We start from the raw sequence: 17120 nt of genomic DNA, 5'->3' as shown, positions 1-17120 counted from the left end.
TATTCATTTTCGATAATAATAGTTCGTTAAAACTATGCAGTAGCAGCGTAGCTAACTACTACGATAAGATATTTTAGTTAAAATGCAGACCGCACTCTGTTTTTGAGCTTCTACTCCAACGACCACTACGCCCCTTGCCTCTTTGCGTGCAATGCAAACATCCTATTGAATGATACCCTAATACCTCTAATGGATGAGGGGGCAAATTCGTTGCTTGGTAGGCTGTGTTAAAATCTGATTCTGAAAGATCTATTAATGGATAAAATTTCAAGATATTATCCTTTTTCTCAAATACCTCTAAGTTTCTTCTAAAAGGGGTTTGATAAGCCATCAGACCTGAAATCCAAATATCATAATCTAACTTCACCAATTCTAGTGGCACTACTTTATTAATATAACAACACTTACTAGTATTATTCTTCCACATTTCAGCCTCTAAAGTTGCCTGATGGGCTGTTGTTTCTGGTTTCAAATGAACGACTTCCAAATTTAAAGACTGAACCAATGCATCTTTGTATCTTAGCGTTTCCTCAAAATGGTATCCAGTATCCAGAAAATGAATTTTCTGTGCAGCTTGAAGATTACTAATCCAATAAAGCAACAAGGCTGACTTTGTCCCAAAAGAAGAGGTATATAAGATAGATTTCACATCAAATAGATGGTACAAAAGTTTGATGCGCTCTATAGGAGGCAATGGTTTAAACTGCTCGTTTAGGCTTGCGATATCCTTATCATCAATAGGACTATTTGAGTTTGGAAAAGGCTTCTTGGTTTTCATAATCTGATAAAATTGAAGGGTGATTGGTGTGATAGCCCCAATTGGTTCTAATCCAAATTCGTTCATTGATATAAAACAATAGAAATTTTACAATTCCATCTAAAAAACCTATTGTGCTTGCTAATTTAATATTGCCAGTAAATGCCAATGTAATGGAAAACGTAGCAATTGTTGCCCCGACTCTATAGGTCAATGCTTTGACAAGGCTTCTTCGTTTTTGTTCTTTTTTCATGATCAGTAAGTATCATTTTGAAGCTTATAAGTATATTTTTTTGAATGATTACTTACTAAGCAGATTTATCCAATAAGCTTTCTGTCAAAGCATTTAAAATTTTAACCTTTCGTTCAAAATCAACTCCCAATGTTTGTCTAAAATCATACATATTCTCCAAAAGTCCCTCAATTTCTTCTGGCAATATATTCTCGAGCAACTGCCTCAACCTTTTGGCAAAAGTTGGAGATTTCCCATTGGTAGAAATAGCTATTTTTAAATCTCCTTTGGTAACAACAGACCCCAAATAAAAGTCACACAACAAAGGTGTATCGGCAACATTAACAATAGTACCTCTTGACTTGGCTTCACTCCAAATATATTTATTCAACGAACGATTGTTGGTTGCTACAATGACCAAACTTTTCTTTTCCAAATCATACAATTGAAAAGGTCGTTCTATTAAGGTTACTTGATGTTCTCGCCCCACCAGCAGCGAACGAATTTTTTTAGAAATTTCTATAGCGACCAAAATAATTCTTGCGTCGGGGCTATTTTTTAGAATCAAACTAATTTTTTCATAACCTACATGCCCACCACCAACAATTAAGATAGGCAATTGATTAACTTTTAGAAAAACAGGATATAATGTATTCATACTCTTTAATTTTTTGAATTGACTGTAATAGCATAACTTTTCACTAAGTCGGGATGTAAAGCAACCACTTGCCCAACGACAATAACAGCAGGCGTTTGAATCCCTTCTTTTTCTACAATATCAACAATTGTATCTACTGTCCCCAATACAACACGCTCATTGGGTAAGGAGCCATTTTGAATCACCATGACGGGTGTATTTCCTTTTCCGTAGCGGTGCAAAACCCTTGTTATTTCAGCCAATTTTCGAAGCCCCATTAGGATAACCAGAGTTGAATTTGATTGCGCTGCCAAATAAAAATCTTTGGGCAATACACCATGCTTGGTTGTTCCTGTCAATACCCAAAATCCTTGACTATAATTCCTATGTGTCAAAGGTACTTCTTGCAAACCTACCAACGCAGTACTACTCGACACACCAGGTACAATAGTTGTCTCTATATTAAAAGAAGTCGCATATTGCAACTCTTCGTATGCTCTTCCAAATATAAAAGGATCTCCTCCTTTCAATCGCACCACGTGTCCGTGTGAAAAGGCATAACTTACCGTCATTAAATTGATCTCTGATTGGCTAAAGCGATGTTTATTTGCTCGTTTCCCTACATTAATTTTTAGTGTATTCTCAGATACATTCTGCAACAGTTCTGGATTTGCCAAAGCATCGTACAAAATGACATCCGCTGTTCTCAAGGCTCTTAGCCCTCTAATTGTGATCAAGTCTGCACTTCCTGGACCTGCGCCCATTAACGTTATCTTTGGTTGTTTTTTCATTGTCTTTTATATTTTATAGATGATGATTTTAGGCGTTATAATGGGCATTAATAACTTCTTTATTTCCATCCAAACGTGCTTCTCTATAAGCAAATACTTGTTCTAAAAAGGCAGCTGCTTGTTGCCAATATTGCTCCGCAAAGGCTGGTTCTGGCTGGTTCTGATTGATTTGCAAAACCAACTCTGCAAAAGGCACCTCCAAATCAAAAAGACCTGTATCAACCAAGTGCTGATCAAAATCCTTGATAATCCCAATGTGCGTATTGCACTTCACATCAATACCCAATAAAATGGCTTTGGCAGCAACCACAAAAGCTCCATAACTCAGATAAACACTGTCTCCAAACAACTCTTCTTCTAATGCTTGGCGGCCTAATTCAACTTTTTCTTTGGCATCGTTCAAAATCGTAGTTACCATATCAAATGCGACTCCTGCACACTCACCAACTCCAATTTCTTTTTTATACATCGTCTCTTGTCCCCAGTCCCAAAAATCACTAGAATGTAGATCATCCTTTGTTGTTAGTTCTTTCAGCAAGTTGTAGAAATACATTTTTCCTTGACGTTGGACATAATCATTAAAACGCTCTCCTCCAAGTTCTTTTTCTTCATAATCATCTAGCAGCCAAGTCAAGGCAATTGGAGTCCTCTTCGTTGGAATTTTAATAATTTTCTCTGCAATAAACCCCTTACCCGTTTCATCTACCCCACCCCCTAAAACAATTTGCATGGCAGGTAGCACCTGTTTTCCAACTTTGATAGAACTACCATGAAAGCCAATATTAGCGGCCATATGTTGTCCACATGCATTCATACAACCACTAATTTTGATGTTCACCTCCTTATCTCCAATCCAATACGCATAATTCTCTAACAATACTTGCTCTAACTGATTCGCCAAAGCAGTACTATTACTAACCGCTAAATTACACGTGTCTGTACCAGGACAAGCCGTAACGTCTACAATTGAACCAAAGCCAGGGTTTGCCAAGCCTAAAGCATCTAAGGCATTGTAAATCGCAGGCAAAGAATCTGTTGGAATGTATTTTAGTAGAATTCCTTGATTAATCGTCAAACGCAATTCATTAGCAGCATACTTTCGAACAATTCCACTTAATTGTCGAGCCAAAGATGCACTTAAGTTGCCGAGTCGAATTTTCAGTTGTACGCCATGATACCCCTTTTGCTTTTGTTCAAAAACATTTGTTAAGCGCCATAATTGATAGGCAGTAGGATTTTGAATGCTAATAGAAGTTTCTTCTGCCAACGTAGCGGGTGGCGTTGGTTGCCAATTATTACTATCCTCAATTTCTATGGAAGCATTGGCTAAAGCACGGGTTTCTTGCTCTACCAGTTCTAAAAACTCAGCGATTGTATATTTTTTTAATAAAAATTTCAATCGAGCTTTCATTCTTTTTTCTCGTTCTCCATAACGATCAAAAACTCGAATCGAAGCTTCTACAAATGGAATGACTTTATACGTCGGCAAAAATTCATAAACAGTTGGTGCTATCATCGCTTGTGCCCCCAAGCCTCCTCCTAACAATACCTTAAAGCCTCGTTCTCCATTTTTAATTCGAGGTATAAATCCAAAATCATGGAAGTAAGCAAAAGCGGAATCTTCATTGGTAGCAGAAAAGGCTATTTTGATTTTTCGTCCCATTTCTTGCGCAATAGGATTTCTCAAAAAATACTCAAACAAAGCATGTACATAAGGAGACACATCAAACAGTTCGTCAGGGTGAATACCCGCTTTTGCAGAAGCCGTAATATTTCGAATCGTATTGCCACAAGCCCCCATTGCAGTCACTCCAACTCTAGATAAGTCAGCCCATAAAGCAGGTGTATCCTTGAGCTTCACATAATGCAACTGTATATTTTGACGCGTCGTCAAATGTAAATTTCCCGTACTATATCGTTCTGAAGCATCTGCCAAAGCATCCAACTGCTCTGTTGTCAAACGACCAAACGGAATTTTTGTCCTAAACATTTGCCCCCCCAACTGACGTTGTCCATATACCCCTCTTGTCAGTCTATAATGTTTAAAACGTTCCTCATCAATCCGTCCCAATTGAACATCTGTTATCTTTTGTTTTAATTCAGTAATGTCTTTTTGATCAGCAGGTTGAATACCTTCTAAGTTTAATTTAGTTGCCATGACATATAAGTTTTTTAGTGATCCACAGTTAAGAAATAAAAGAGAAAGCCCTTTCAGGAAGTAATATTTCCTGAAAGGGCTTTTGCATTAAATGAATACTATTATTTGTCTATCAATATAGGTTTATCCATAACGTGCACATCCACTTACAAGAAATTATCTTGAAGCAACAACAACAGCAGGTACAACAGTTATATAGAGTATAAATAGACATAAATTGATATTGATTGACTCCACTCAATTTCTTAACGTTTCGTGGATTTTATAGATACAGAATAAAAAAAACCTTCTAGAAATTAGTATCTCTAGAAGGTTCTTGGTTATATTTTATTTAATTATGATTACATATAAGATAACGCATTCCTACCAGAGTTTTTTCTGACAAGAACAACAACAAGTATTGATTGAATATGTAATGATAAATTTCATGTTTGTCTTTTAATTAAAAACCATTTTAGTCGGTTTGATAATACAAAGCTGTACATTAAAAATTAAAAATGCAAGTTTTGGAGTTATTTTTTTATTCAAAATAATCCATAAATTGGGTAACTGTTCCGTACAACACTCCTTTTTTAAAAACCATAAAAACCTAACTACCAATATTATACACCTAAAACACTTAAAAATTCCAAGTATCGATAATCAACTGATAAAGTTTCATTACTTGACAAACTTAGCTAGTAGTACTGTGCTATTATCTGCTATTTCTACATCGTTTCAACAAACAAAACTATTCAGGTACTGGAACTATACCTTACGTTTATGAGTTACATAAACCATTCATCAGCATTACTATTCCGCAATCATTCAGGAAAATAATGTATGCTAAAAACTAAAAAAACTTATGAAAGATTTAATCCTAAAACGTTTAAAAGAACTAGAAACGATTCATAACATCACGATATTATACGCTTGTGAATCAGGTAGCAGAGCTTGGGGATTTGCTTCGCCAAATAGTGATTGGGATGTCCGTTTCATATACGTTCATTCTCAAGATTGGTACCTTTCTATAGATGAATCAAAAGATATGCTGGATTTTGCCATTGACGAGCACGAACTAGATTTAACGGGGTGGGAATTGCGCAAAACACTTCGCTTATTTAGAGGGTCTAATGCGAGTCCTTTTGAATGGTTGCAATCTCCTATCGTATATCTAGATCCTTATAATTTTAGATCCGAATTATGGCAATTGACCAATACTTACTTCAAGCCACGTTCTATGACTTTTCATTACTTGGGCTTAGCAAAAAATTCTTCTAAAAAAGGCTTGGTTGATGGATTGATGGACATTAAGAAATACTTCTATGTCTTGCGACCACTTCTAGCTGCCTACTGGATTTGTCATAAAAAAACAGTGCCTCCAATGGAGTTTGTCCCCTTGTTAGAACAATTAAAATCAGAAGAAGCATTGTATGCAGCGATTCAAACATTAGTTCGTAAAAAAGTAGCTGCTTTGGAAGGGGATCTAACAGAACCTGTTCGTATTATTCAAACGTTTATACAAAAACAGTTGACAGCATGTGCTATTCTTGCTAAGGATTTATCCGCAGAGCAAGCTGTTAGTACTCCTTTAAATCATTTATTTAGAGCATTTATTCAGTTATCCTATGTTGACAATCAATGACCTTAAAACACAAAATTTACTTCTATTTGAAGCTATTAGTGGCAGCAAGGCTTATGGTTTATCCTTGCCTACTTCCGATACAGATATAAAAGGAGTCTTTGTGCTCCCTCAAGATATTTTTTATGGTTTGAATTATATCCCTCAAGTAAATGATCGTAATAATGATCAAGTTTATTATGAGCTAGGACGCTTTGTGGAATTATTATACAAGAACAATCCCAATATTTTAGAACTGCTAAACACTCCAAAGGATTGCATTTTATACGAACACCCCTTATTCAAGCAATTGGATGCAGCTCTTTTTCTATCCAAACAATGTAAGGATACATTTGCAGGTTATGCAATGTCTCAAATCAAAAAAGCAAGGGGATTGAACAAAAAGATCATGAATCCAATGGAAAAGCAACGAAAAGGGGTTTTGGATTTTTGTTATGTACAATACAAACAAGGTGCTATTGGAGTGCAAGATTGGCTAAACGAACACGGTTTGATACAAGAACGTTGTGGATTGGTCAATATTCCTCATATGAAAGACCTTTATGGCTTATATTACGACTTTGATAATCAATATAATTTTCAAGGCATTATCAAACCTAAAACGGTTGATACCATTCTTTTGAGTAGTATTCCTAAAGAGGTACGACAATTAGCTGTTCTTTATTTTAACAAGGATGGCTATAAAAAATATTGTAAAGACTATAAGCAGTATTGGGAATGGGTCAACAACCGCAATGATAGTCGCTATGCCAATACTATTGCGCATGGGAAAAATTATGATGCTAAAAATATTATGCACACGTTTCGGCTGTTGGACATGGCAGAAGAAATTTTATCTACTGGTGAAATTCAAGTACATCGTCCCAATCGAGCTGAGCTACTAGAAATCCGAAAGGGTACTTTTGAATATGAGGTATTGATGAAAAAGGCAGAAGTGAAAGTCAAAAAAATTGAGCAACTGTATCAACATTCTACACTTCCTTCAAAACCAGATAAAATACAGATAGAAAAAATACTGGTAACGATTCGAAAAGCATTTTACCATGCCTATAGTTGTTCTTAATGTTTTGAGAGAGGATAAGTAATCATAATACATAGTAGCAACGTAGCTAACTATTGAATACAAAGAACCCGTCTCTTATTAAACCTAAAAAGAGGCAACCTTATTGATAAGGTTGCCTCTTATAGTTTAAGATAGAAGATCTATCTTTTATTTTTCAAAGTACTATTTGATCAACAATTTGTGACTAGTAGTACCATTAAGCGTCTTAACATTGATAACGTACAAACCTGCTGCCAAAGTAGAAGTTGTCAATTTTTGAATGTTATTACCAGGTATCAAGCTAATCGCTTGAGTAGGCATTACTTCTTGACCAATACCGTTAAAGATTGTAATTTGCGCATCTCCTGCTACTTTCGACTCTACTTCCAAAATAACATCTTGACGAGTGTTAGATGGGTTTGGATAAATCTTAGAAGAGTGAATTTCAGCTTCTACATTATCAACTCCCACATTCCAATTAAATACTCGGAATTTTGCTTTTTTAGAAGCAATACCACGATCACAGAAAGTAGTTGCATTCATAGGCGTAACCACCCACTCAAAACGGCTATTTGCTGTAAGTGTTTGCCAATAGTCAGTACCATTAACAACTACATCAAATTGTTGACCACCCAACAAAGGTGCACCAATCGCATTAATTTCGTAAATGAATACGTGATACATTGTCGCTCCATTAACAGGATTCCATGCGAAATGTACTAATGGTTGAGGAGCAATTGAGTTATCTACAGGATGCAATACAACAGCTGTATCTGTAATAACAATGTTAGATGGTTTAGCATAAAGTGTTGCAAACCCTCTAGATGCAATATCCATCTTCATTGCGTCTCCTTGCTCTACAGAAAACTGAGTAGCACAGTTATCATCGTAATAACTCATCACATTTTCAGAGGTAGTTCCAGATGTATCTCTGTGAGGTGCATATGTATTGATACCAAAAGTAACACCTGCTAGTTGCATAGCATCTACTCTCAAATCTACTGGAGAGAACGTATAAGCTTCTCCTGGAGCCAAAGCAACTGGCAAAGAGTATGTTCTATCGCTTGAAGATACTTGTGTTCCACCATTGTAGAAAATATCCGTAGCAATAACATTTGTTCCTGCATTAACCGTTACCGTTGTACTTGTATTCATCACTCTCAAACTATCCATGTCTGTTCTGTGGTTGCCAGTTGCTGGAGTAATGGTATACTCAGCAGGAGCCGCCGCAAAAGATAAACTTGGTGCAGAAGGAGCCGTAACGTTTACGTCTAAACGGTGATTGTTTAGGTTAATAAAACCTTTTTTAACGTCCAATACTCCTGTACCAATAATATTATCATCCGAATTTGTGTTACAGTAAATATCTGTCGTATCTGAATCACCAATTGTATCTTGCCACATCATAGTCGTTGTACCACCCAATGTATACTCTGCTTCTACAACAATCAATGTTTTAGGATAGATTTTATCTTTTGTAGAGTTATTTTTCAACCACAATTCATCAAATGCCGTTTCATCTTCTAGGATTTTGAAACGACTTGGTGTTGAATTGATAACTTCTGGACGGAACAACCATCCTCTAGGGTCTATTGCGGTAGCTGCATATTCACAACCATTGTTGTAAAGTGACCCAAAGAAACCAAACAAGTAGTTTGCATCTGTATCACAGAATCCATCTGCTGCTGCTTGACAGTTCTCTGGTGCATCTGAATTTTTACGAGCAATCAACTCTACATCATAAGGTTGGTTGTTGTACGTTACGATAGTTGGTGTACGACCTGTTGTATTTGCCATTACACCTCCATAGTTTTTGTTTTCCCACCCAAAGAAGGTGTGTGGCAAACCAAAGAAGTGCCCCAACTCATGCGTTAGAGTGGTACCCGTACCTCTTACAGCACTTTGAATAGCATAAACAATATCTAAACCATTAGTATAATATCCTAATGTTGTACCACCTGATTGACCATTTACAATTTCGTTACCAACGAAAACATTAACAACACCAGGTACACGGTATAATCCCATGAAATAATTTGCCATTCCGTTATCAAAGCTATTGGTATATAGCAAATCTTGATTGATAACGCGGGTTGGACCTGCTAGGTAAAATTCAACATTAATACCTGCATAATCTTGATTTAAACGACATAAGTTGTCGAAAATATCTTGATTGCTCTCTCCTCCTGTTCCATCACTTTTGTTAACAATATGAAATTGAATAGGAACATATACCGTACTGTCGTTTCCACGTCCTCTTTCAAATTTTTCTAGTAATTGAACCTTATTCCTTCTATTATCAAGCATACGATTTTTGATGGCTTGACCTTCAATTAGACCTACGCCACATTGCGCATGATTGTGAGTAGTAGTTTGGATTTGAGCCTGTACATCAGAACTTTGTATTCCGAATAACAAGATCACTCCTATTACATATAATAAACAACGAACCATAACCTTGGATTGAGTTAAAATGAATTAATAAATATATAACCAATACGTTTGATTGCTCCTTCCTAAACTCATTTGTTTATAGATATTATAACCTCTTACAATACCAACATAATGAATTTTGAAGGTCGCAAAAGCAATGAAACCAACTTAATCATTACTCTTTATCAACCTCAAAAAAAGCAAAAACTTTTGGGTATAGCAATTTTTAGCACGAAAATTTTACAGAATTGAATATAGTATGACAGAAGCAATTGATTCTATCAAGTAACTGTCAATTAAAACAAATTATTCTTTGGATTTATCTATCAAAATCGAAGTCTTTAGAGAAGGCTTCTAATAATAGATTTTTATAATGTGTTTTATAGTCAGTGTACATAGTTGGGGTTATTGACATCAACAATAAAACACAAAGTAATTATAACTGTTTGGTTGGATGAGTATAATGTGATAAGTCAATTATAAGTTTTTTTTTTAACACTTAAAAACATCTAAAACAAAAAGAGCTTGTAATCTCTTTTTTTTTACATTTATGTGGCAAGAACAAGGATAAATCAGTTTTTTTTTGCATATTCCTTCTTTTTACACAAAGTATAGATTGCAATTCACAAACACAAGGACTTAAACCACTAATTAACAACAAATTAAGTCCATCAAGTGAATTAAAATGATTATCTAATTAATCTTATAGAAAAACAAAATTTAGACATGAGAAAAGTAACGGTTATTGGTGCTGGTGCTGTAGGTGCTAGTTGTGCGGAGTACATCGCTATTAAAAACTTTGCGGCAGAAGTTGTATTACTTGATATCAAAGAAGGATTTGCTGAAGGAAAAGCAATGGATTTAATGCAAACAGCTTCTTTGAATGGTTTTGACACCAAAGTTACTGGTGTTACAAATGATTATGCCAAAACTGCAGGTTCTGATGTTTGTGTGATTACTTCTGGTATTGCTCGTAAACCAGGAATGTCTCGTGACGAATTATTGGGAATCAATGCAAGTATCGTTAAATCTGTATCTGCGAGCTTAGTAGAGCATTCTCCAAATACCATTATCATTGTTGTCTCTAATCCTATGGACACAATGACTTATTTAGTTCATAAAACAACTGGCTTGCCAAAGAATAGAATTATTGGTATGGGAGGAGCATTAGACTCTGCTCGTTTCAAGTATCGTTTAGCAGAAGCATTGGGTGCTCCTATTTCTGATGTTGATGGAATGGTTATTGGTGGTCACTCTGACAAAGGTATGGTACCATTGACTCGTTTGGCAACACGCAACTCTGTTCCTGTTTCGGAATTTATTTCAGAAGATCGCTTGAATCAAGTAAAAGAAGATACCAAAGTTGGAGGTGCAACACTAACTAAATTATTAGGAACTTCTGCTTGGTATGCTCCTGGTGCTGCTGTATCTGGTTTGGTGCAAGCGATCCTATGCGATCAAAAGAAAATTTACCCTTGTTCTGCTTTATTAGAGGGCGAGTATGGTTTATCTGACCTTTGTATTGGTGTTCCTGTTGTTTTAGGAAAAGATGGTATCGAAAAAATTGTTGAAATTGAATTAAATGATGCCGAAAAAGAACACTTGGCTGCTTCTGCTGAAGCCGTTAAAACTAACAATGGAAATCTTGAATTATAATACTCGATTTCTTCTCTAAAAATATATACCAAGCCATTCCTAATCTAGGAGTGGCTTTCTTTTTTTAGATCACACATAAGTGGTCAAAATAGGTACAATTAAACTAATACGACTCACTTTGTGAGGTCGCTTTGCTTAGTTTACTTTGTTACTCCCTACGGTCGTGAGATCGCGCCACTACATTATTCCCACAAAATAAAGTGTCCTTCAATTAAAATCATATGAAAAAACTAATTTTTGGAATTGCCAATACCTATAAAAAAGTAAAAAACCTAAAAAACAAAGTATTGGGTAAGACAGAACAAGATGTCATTCATCAGCAAATTGTTACGGGTAAAGCTTGGGAAGATTTCTGCGATACCTTAAAGACTGCTGGTACATCTTTGCTCTATGGAAACGCTCCTTTAGATCCTTTTCAACAGGCAGAAGGAATTCGCTATCTCACTAGGCTGACAAGGGCTGGCTTGGATGCCTTTATCGAACACGCTGATCCACAATTCCCAAGTTTCAAAAGAATGGTTCATGAAACAGTAAAGTTAGGAGCCGATAATCCTGACAATCATTATTCTAATGCCCAAATTAGTGGTGCCTATGAATATCGCATTTGGGGCAATCGCAATTCTGTTTTTTATATGGGCTTTTTTACTCAAAATGGGAGTTATGGAAGTACAGGTGGATTATCCCCTTGTGGCGTTTTAGAAGATGGTGAAATGTATTTTGAAGAAGATGGTTCGTTCGAAATTTTTGTGACCAAAGAAAAAAAGGGAAAAAATTGGCTAAAAATCGAAGCTGAAACTACTTTATTAATGCTTCGTCAAACATTTATGGACACCCAGAACGAAGTAGCAGCAGCCGTTCAGATTGAATGTATTGGCGGCTCCGAAAAGCCACTCCCGTTGAGCCCTGAATTGGTTTATAATGGCTTAAATATGGCTGGAACTTTTGTTGCTGGCGCTTCTTTTTTATTCTCAAAATGGGCAACAGGTTTTACCAAACACCCTAATCAACTTCCCTTATTCCCACCAGAGGTCTCAAATGCAGCTGGAGGTGATGATAATATTTGGTATTATCATAGTTATTGGAAATTAGCAGACCACGAAGCTCTTTATATCCACTTTACGCCTCCTAAATGCAAATACTGGAACTTTCAATTGAACAACTATTGGATGGAATCCTTAGATTATCGTTACTTTAATATCCATATCAACAGGCATACCGCCCATGTTGAACCGGATGGCAGTGTTAAAATATTTGTTGCGCATCAAAAGCCTCCGCATCCCAACTGGATTGATACCGTTCATCATAACGAAGGCACCATGTTGCTTCGTTGGGCTTATGCCGAAAGCAACCCTCAGCCCAACATCGAGGTCATTCAATTTACGGATATTGCTAATATAATTCAATAAAAATGAGCTTACATTCTTCCTATCCTTTTTTAATCCGTGCTTACAATCGTTTCTTCTCCAATACAACAATTGATGCTCAAAAGTTAATTCTTGCCGCACAAAAAAGTGTTGGACTAACAGATTTTGGCGCTAGTGATTATCAAGATCGTTTACAAAAGCTCTGTCATGCTATTAATACTGAAGCTCAGTTGCACCCTTTTGGAGCTTTTGCCAACAAAGAGCGTTTAAAAGGCGTCTTAAAAAATCGTTTGAGAGCCATTCAGCTCTTCAAAGAACAGCCCGAAATTTTAGATACGCAACTAAACCCGCCAATCATTATTGCAGGTTTGCAGCGCACGGGCACCACTTTTTTGCAGCGTCTTCTAGCTGCTGATAGTGACAATCGAGCCTTATTATCTTGGGAGGCGCTCAATCCAATTCCTCTAAAAGGAAAGAACGAGGAGAAGAAGCGCATTCAGCAAGCCTTAACGAGCCAAAAGGCATTGCACTATATGTCTCCTATTTTCTTTAGTATTCACCCAGTAGAATTTGATAGCCCCGAAGAAGAAATTTTGCTCAATGACATGACTTTGTTGAGTGCAATTCCTGAAGCGACCTTAAATGTTCCTAGTTTTAGCCAATGGGTTGCCCGTCAAGATCATGGTATTGCCTACGATTGGATGATTAAAATGTTGAAGGTGTTGGAGTGGCAAAAAGCTCCTAAAACTTGGATTCTCAAAACCCCTCAACATTTAGAATACATGGATGTGGTGGCAAAAAAATTTCCCAATGCGGTTATCATACATACCCATCGCCATCCTAAAGAGTGCATTCCTTCTTTTTGTAGCATGGTATACCATAGTCGAAAAATCTTTAGCAAAGCGGTTGACCCAATTGCTGTTGCGCAACACTGGGTAAGTAAGAATATTGGCATGTTAAAACACACAATGGCAATTCGCAAAAAACATCCCAATTTAAAGATCATTGATCTATACTATGCAGATCTAATTAACAATCCGATTGCCTATATTCAAACCATCTACCAACAAATTGGACGTCCTTGGAATGATAGAATAAAAGCGGAACTCCAAAAGGCCATGCTTCACAACAAGAAAAACAAGTATGGCAAGCATCAATATAAGATGGCTGACTTTGGACTCACCCATCACTCCATCGAACAAGATTTCTCTTTCTATCTAAACGCACATCCTCAACTAATAACCAACTAAATTTGTACTATGAGTTCGAATAATCAAAAATTTGACAGCACCTTCAAAGCAACTATTACAGGGATAAAAGAAGCTTTATTTCCTCCAAAAACAGATAAAATACTTGCCGAAAACGATCGAATTGATGGCAAAACAGTTTTAGTTACAGGTTCAAATACAGGATTAGGATTTGCCATTGCCACCAAATTAGCTCAACGAGGTGGTCACATTATTATGGCTGTTCGCAGTGGGATTCCTGAAAAAGGAGAAGAAATCCAACAGTTAAGCGGGCATAAAAATGTCCATATGGAATTTGTAGAGCTATCTGACCTACAATCCATTCAAGATTTGGTTTTAAGACTCAAAGCACAAGCCATAACGATTGACATCTTGGTTTGTAATGCTGGAATGGTTTCAGCTGGAAGCAAGGTCGCAGCCAATGGCTTGGATTTGATGTTTGCTGTAAATTACTTATCTACATTTTATTTTGTTAATCTGCTCCTAAAACATGAAATTATACGCCCTCAAAACACGCCTCGTCCAAGGTTAATTTTTGTTTCTTCAGAATCGCATCGAGTTGATGTCCCTATTGATTATAAAACGTTTGGGAAACCGATTCCTTACAGTGCCGCCAAAGTGGTCAAGTTCTATGGTTATTATAAATTAATTCTGAATATTTTTATTGTAGAACTTAATCGCAGATATGCCAACAATGGCGACGACTTATCTATTTTTACACTTTGCCCAGGAGCAGTACATAGCAATATTTCTCGACACTCCCCTACTCTATTAAAACCCATCTTATGGTTGGTTTTTAAAGCTTTTTTCCAAACACCTGTTCAAGCCTCTCGCCCAGCTGTGTACTTTGCTTGCAGTCCTAAAATGGAAGGCAAAACTAATTTATATCTGCATATGATGCAAGACAAAATGATGGCAGATCCTGCTTATGACGCCGAAAATGGTCGGGAAGTCTGGAAGGCATCAGAACAACTGCTGGCAGAACTAGGCTTTGCCTTGTAAGCCTTCTGTTTCTTTTTTTAATCCCATACAAACATCGTCAAATCCAATTTGAATTTTTTGCCGATATAATAATAGAATCACCCCTGTTAAAGGACCTTTAAAAGCATCGGAAGTATAATACTCTGTCGTTTGCGCATCTATTGCTGTTAAACGTTGTATTCTTATGGTTTGTACGAACCATGAGTTTTGTATTCCCCATTCTAAACGTTGTCCTTCTTCCCATGCCAAAAGGGTCTCTTTTTGCAAAATAGTTTTAGCTGACTTAGGATTCAACCGAACGTGTAAGCCTATGGTACTGCCTATTGTATTTTGTATATCAATTTTAGGCGTAAAAGGATTCCATTGATGGTAATTATCAAAATTAGAAAGCACTTTCCAAACGCTTTGTATCGGAGCATTGATGATTATTTTGGACTCAATTAAGTGCTTAGGCATAGGCAAGTTATTTTTTATGATAAAGTGGCACGATCAATTCTAAATTGTAATATATCATTGTCAATTGACAAAAACTTATTTTTTGTTACTCTTCTGATCATTTTTCTATTATTTTTTTCTTTATTGCAAACTGACCTTATTATCATTATAAAATAGTATAAAATAGCTTAGTACACAGTAGGCTAAGTATTAAATTCTTAACACAATGCAAAAAATAGCCATTTTAGGAGGAGGAAATCTAGGGAGTGCCATCGCACAAGGTTTGTACAAAAGCAAGCAGTATGCTCCAAGCAATATTTTTATTACCCGAAATAAAGTAGAACGGTTGGCGCATCTAAAAGCCGAAGGTATTCAAGTTGGGAAAGACAATACAGCAGCCGTTCAACAAGCAGATATTATCATTATTGCTGTCAAACCCTACAAAGTTGCTGAAGTATTACAAGAAATCCGGCCAGCTTTAAATCCTCAGAAACATATTTTAGTTTCTGTTGCAACAGGAATTACCATTCAAACAATGATTAAAACCATAGGATTTGAAATTCCAACTTTTAGAGCAATGCCGAATACTGCGATTGAGATTCAAGAATCCATTACTTGTTTTTGCTCGCAATACGCTACCAAAGAACAAGATACTTTGATTGCTGATTTATTCAACCTCCTAGGTGCTTCGGTTGCTATCCAAGAAGAACTCATGGAGGCTGCTACAGTACTAGGTGCTTGTGGAATTGCGTTTGTGTTTCGTTTTATTCGTGCCATGATGCAAGGAGGTATTGAAATTGGCTTTGATGCCATCACAGCAAGTACAATTGCAGAACAAACGGTTAAAGGTGCAGCAGAACTACTCTTGAAAGGCGGAAAACACCCTGAAGAGGAAATTGACAAAGTAACCACGCCCAAGGGTTGTACCATTTCGGGATTAAACGAAATGGAGCATCGAGGGTTTAGTTCTTCTCTAATCAAAGGAATTTTAAATTCTTATCAAAAAATTGAACAATAGATAGAAATATTGCCTCTCCAATGATAGATTATGGAAACCTTCGTCTTATCCTTTCGTTAAGTTTGTGCTTAATAACAAAATAAAAAAGCAGTAAAAAGGTCTAACAAAGGTTATAAAGCAACTATTTTTCTACAATTCGGCTAATGCTAATACGATCAATATTATTGCACAAATTACTTTGGTTTTCAAACTCTAATTCTACTGTAATTGGGAATGTTGCATTGTTCAAAAACGTTGTTCCTGCTGGTAAATCTGCATCAAAAAAACGATACGTAAAATTATTAATAAGAATTAGATAACCACCACAGCAAGAACAGGCAGCGACATCTTTTCCTATGATTTGCCCTGTAATAATTGAAGAAGCACCATCATCACAACTACTAAATGAAAGGGCTAAAAAGGTAAATACTAATATTGCTATTTTTTTCATTGATTTTTATTGAAAGTTTAAATCTAAATTTATACAACGCATTGGTTTTAAAGATTGAGCAAAAGAAGTTTTATATCTCCAGCTTTTTTCAACGCATACCATCTGCATCCAATTTATTTATAATACGTAAATACAAGAACAAAAGTAAGGTTTTAAATTTTTTTGATAAAGATCAAGAATAAATTATCGATGTTCAATAAAGCATTCTACGCGCTACCTAAGGTGTAAAATATAAACATGAGTCATCCCGAATTTTTCGGCGATGACTTTTTTTTTGGAAAAAAGATAGGAATCTACTAGATTTAATTACCACAAAAA

The 17120-nt window shown here is 36.2% G+C and carries 15 protein-coding genes; 7 read left to right on the top strand and 8 right to left on the bottom strand.

Annotation, left to right across the window (positions count from 1 at the left end; genetic code table 11):
• Window positions 1–73: 73 nt before the first annotated feature.
• The 5 genes from CG11_RS04825 to CG11_RS04805 are packed head-to-tail and all read right to left on the bottom strand — an operon-like array spanning window position 74 to window position 4575.
• The gene (locus CG11_RS04825) at window positions 74–778 is read right to left on the bottom strand and encodes a phosphoadenylyl-sulfate reductase (protein WP_052593702.1); all 705 of its coding nucleotides are present in this window, start codon (window positions 776–778) and stop codon (window positions 74–76) included.
• Window positions 744–1010, bottom strand: a complete 267-nt coding sequence (locus CG11_RS04820) for a DUF2061 domain-containing protein (protein WP_052593700.1) — start codon at window positions 1008–1010, stop codon at window positions 744–746. Before CG11_RS04820 ends, CG11_RS04825 begins: the two co-directional genes overlap by 35 nt.
• Window positions 1011–1065: 55 nt before the next feature.
• Complete coding sequence (locus CG11_RS04815; RefSeq protein ID WP_052593698.1) at window positions 1066–1647, bottom strand: bifunctional precorrin-2 dehydrogenase/sirohydrochlorin ferrochelatase; 582 nt, start codon at window positions 1645–1647, stop codon at window positions 1066–1068.
• A gap of 5 nt (window positions 1648–1652) precedes the next feature.
• Window positions 1653–2417: a uroporphyrinogen-III C-methyltransferase gene (gene cobA / locus CG11_RS04810; protein WP_052593697.1), complete on the bottom strand. Its 765-nt coding sequence runs from the start codon at window positions 2415–2417 to the stop codon at window positions 1653–1655.
• 28 nt (window positions 2418–2445) lie between these two features.
• Window positions 2446–4575, bottom strand: coding sequence for a nitrite reductase (locus CG11_RS04805; RefSeq protein WP_052593695.1), 2130 nt, complete (start codon window positions 4573–4575; stop codon window positions 2446–2448).
• 844 nt (window positions 4576–5419) lie between these two features.
• On the opposite strand from CG11_RS04805, the gene CG11_RS04800 reads away from it, so the two are divergent.
• Entirely contained in the window at window positions 5420–6199 is a 780-nt protein-coding gene (locus CG11_RS04800; protein WP_052593693.1) for a nucleotidyltransferase domain-containing protein, read from the top strand.
• A complete protein-coding gene (locus tag CG11_RS04795) occupies window positions 6183–7259 on the top strand; it encodes a nucleotidyltransferase domain-containing protein (protein ID WP_197043780.1) in 1077 nt (358 codons plus the stop codon). The genes CG11_RS04800 and CG11_RS04795 overlap by 17 nt, the downstream gene beginning before the upstream one ends.
• A 162-nt stretch (window positions 7260–7421) precedes the next feature.
• On the opposite strand, the gene CG11_RS04790 is transcribed toward CG11_RS04795, so the two are convergent.
• Window positions 7422–9692, bottom strand: coding sequence for a zinc-dependent metalloprotease (locus tag CG11_RS04790; RefSeq protein WP_052593691.1), 2271 nt, complete (start codon window positions 9690–9692; stop codon window positions 7422–7424).
• A gap of 705 nt (window positions 9693–10397) precedes the next feature.
• Between CG11_RS04790 and mdh the strand changes: the two genes are divergently transcribed.
• The 4 genes from mdh to CG11_RS04770 all read left to right on the top strand — a co-directional run bounded on the left by mdh (window position 10398) and on the right by CG11_RS04770 (window position 14940).
• Window positions 10398–11327 carry a malate dehydrogenase gene (mdh, locus tag CG11_RS04785; RefSeq protein ID WP_052593690.1) on the top strand — a complete coding sequence of 310 codons (930 nt, stop codon included), beginning with the start codon at window positions 10398–10400 and terminating at the stop codon, window positions 11325–11327.
• A 221-nt stretch (window positions 11328–11548) separates the two neighbouring features.
• The gene (locus CG11_RS04780) at window positions 11549–12733 is read left to right on the top strand and encodes a DUF1214 domain-containing protein (RefSeq protein WP_052593688.1); all 1185 of its coding nucleotides are present in this window, start codon (window positions 11549–11551) and stop codon (window positions 12731–12733) included.
• A gap of 2 nt (window positions 12734–12735) precedes the next feature.
• A complete protein-coding gene (locus tag CG11_RS04775) occupies window positions 12736–13941 on the top strand; it encodes a sulfotransferase (protein WP_052593686.1) in 1206 nt (401 codons plus the stop codon).
• Window positions 13942–13950: 9 nt separating this feature from the next.
• Window positions 13951–14940, top strand: coding sequence for an SDR family NAD(P)-dependent oxidoreductase (locus CG11_RS04770; RefSeq protein WP_052593685.1), 990 nt, complete (start codon window positions 13951–13953; stop codon window positions 14938–14940).
• Here the strand turns inward: CG11_RS04770 and CG11_RS04765 are convergent.
• Window positions 14923–15375, bottom strand: a complete 453-nt coding sequence (locus tag CG11_RS04765; RefSeq protein WP_052593683.1) for an SRPBCC domain-containing protein — start codon at window positions 15373–15375, stop codon at window positions 14923–14925. The genes CG11_RS04770 and CG11_RS04765 overlap by 18 nt on opposite strands.
• Before the next feature lie 205 nt (window positions 15376–15580).
• Here CG11_RS04765 and proC point away from each other — a divergent pair, with 205 nt between their 5' ends.
• On the top strand, window positions 15581–16372 hold the full coding sequence (gene proC / locus CG11_RS04760; protein WP_052593681.1) for a pyrroline-5-carboxylate reductase: 792 nt from the start codon (window positions 15581–15583) through the stop codon (window positions 16370–16372).
• Between the two features lie 121 nt (window positions 16373–16493).
• On the opposite strand, the gene CG11_RS04755 is transcribed toward proC, so the two are convergent.
• Window positions 16494–16802 (bottom strand): hypothetical protein, encoded by a 309-nt coding sequence (locus CG11_RS04755; RefSeq protein ID WP_052593679.1) that lies wholly within the window; start codon window positions 16800–16802, stop codon window positions 16494–16496.
• Window positions 16803–17120 lie beyond the last annotated feature (318 nt).

Origin of the sequence: Aureispira sp. CCB-QB1, assembly GCF_000724545.1 — a bacterium.
Lineage (GTDB): Bacteria > Bacteroidota > Bacteroidia > Chitinophagales > Saprospiraceae > Aureispira.
This window is presented reverse-complemented; position numbering and strand designations above follow the sequence as displayed.